This window comes from Shewanella ulleungensis (assembly GCF_014648315.1).
In the GTDB taxonomy this organism is placed as follows: domain Bacteria; phylum Pseudomonadota; class Gammaproteobacteria; order Enterobacterales; family Shewanellaceae; genus Shewanella; species Shewanella ulleungensis.
Genome location: NZ_BMQW01000030.1, coordinates 1 through 1,443, shown reverse-complemented (window position 1 = coordinate 1,443; position 1,443 = coordinate 1). Strand labels below are relative to the sequence as shown.

Genomic DNA, 1,443 nt, shown 5'->3' with positions numbered 1-1,443 from the left:
GCTCTATTCTAACCACTAAGGTCAGTAAAACCCATCTGGGTTGTATGGTTAAGCCTCACGGGTCATTAGTACAAGTTAGCTCAACGCCTCACAACGCTTACACACCTTGCCTATCAACGTAGTAGTCTCCTACGGCCCTTTAGAGAGCTTAAAGCTCTAGGGATGACTCATCTTAGGGCTCGCTTCCCGCTTAGATGCTTTCAGCGGTTATCGATTCCGAACGTAGCTACCGGGCAATGCCATTGGCATGACAACCCGAACACCAGCGGTTCGTCCACTCCGGTCCTCTCGTACTAGGAGCAGCTCCCTTCAATCATCCAACGCCCACGGCAGATAGGGACCGAACTGTCTCACGACGTTCTGAACCCAGCTCGCGTACCACTTTAAATGGCGAACAGCCATACCCTTGGGACCGACTTCAGCCCCAGGATGTGATGAGCCGACATCGAGGTGCCAAACACCGCCGTCGATATGAACTCTTGGGCGGTATCAGCCTGTTATCCCCGGAGTACCTTTTATCCGTTGAGCGATGGCCCTTCCATTCAGAACCACCGGATCACTATGACCTACTTTCGTACCTGCTCGACGTGTATGTCTCGCAGTTAAGCTGGCTTATGCCATTGCACTAACCGTACGATGTCCGACCGTACTTAGCCAACCTTCGTGCTCCTCCGTTACTCTTTGGGAGGAGACCGCCCCAGTCAAACTACCCACCAGGCACTGTCCCGAACCCCGATTAGGGGCCGCGGTTAGAACATCAAAACTACAAGGGTGGTATTTCAAGATTGACTCCACAACAACTAGCGTCGCTGCTTCAAAGTCTCCCACCTATCCTACACATGTAGGTTCAATGTTCAGTGCCAAGCTATAGTAAAGGTTCACGGGGTCTTTCCGTCTAGCCGCGGGTATACGGCATCTTCACCGCAATTTCAACTTCACTGAGTCTCGGCTGGAGACAGCGTGGCCATCATTACGCCATTCGTGCAGGTCGGAACTTACCCGACAAGGAATTTCGCTACCTTAGGACCGTTATAGTTACGGCCGCCGTTTACCGGGGCTTCGATCATGAGCTTCTCTTGCGATAACCCAATCAATTAACCTTCCGGCACCGGGCAGGCGTCACACCGTATACGTCATCTTGCGATTTTGCACAGTGCTGTGTTTTTGATAAACAGTTGCAGCCACCTGGTATCTGCGACTCCCAACAGCTTAGAGAGCAAGTCTCATCACCGTCAGGAGCGTACCTTCTCCCGAAGTTACGGTACCATTTTGCCTAGTTCCTTCAGCCGAGTTCTCTCAAGCGCCTTGGTATTCTCTACCCGACCACCTGTGTCGGTTTGGGGTACGATCCCTACTAACCTGAAGCTTAGAAGATTTTCCTGGAAGCATGGCATCAACTACTTCATCACCTTAGTGACTCGTCATCAGCTCTCAGCATTCTCA

The 1,443-nt window shown here is 51.8% G+C and carries 1 rRNA gene; it reads right to left on the bottom strand.

The window, feature by feature from the left end:
• Positions 1 to 44 precede the first annotated feature (44 nt).
• A 23S ribosomal RNA gene (locus IEY40_RS20070) occupies positions 45 to 1,443 on the bottom strand; the annotation flags it as partial.